Annotated in this window: 1 pseudogene; it reads left to right on the forward strand. The window is 58.6% G+C overall.

The window, feature by feature from the left end:
• Positions 1-266: pseudogene (locus tag EOD29_RS32355) on the forward strand (alpha-D-glucose phosphate-specific phosphoglucomutase); the annotation flags it as partial.

Consider the following 266-nt stretch of genomic DNA (forward strand, 5'->3'; position numbering starts at 1 on the left):
GAACATTCTTGCCGTGCGCGGCGAGAGCGTCGCCGATATCGTCACCCAGCACTGGCAGACCTACGGCCGCAACTATTATTCGCGCCATGATTACGAAGGCCTCGACACCGATGCGGCGAATGGCTTGGTGGACAATCTCCGCAACCAGCTTTCCACTCTGCCCGGCAAGAAGTTCGGCAGCCTGAAGGTCGAGAAGGCCGACGACTTCGCCTATCACGATCCGATCGACAAATCGGTGAGCGAGCATCAAGGTGTCCGTGTGCTCT

The organism is Mesorhizobium sp. M1A.T.Ca.IN.004.03.1.1 (assembly GCF_003997555.1).
GTDB lineage: Bacteria > Pseudomonadota > Alphaproteobacteria > Rhizobiales > Rhizobiaceae > Mesorhizobium.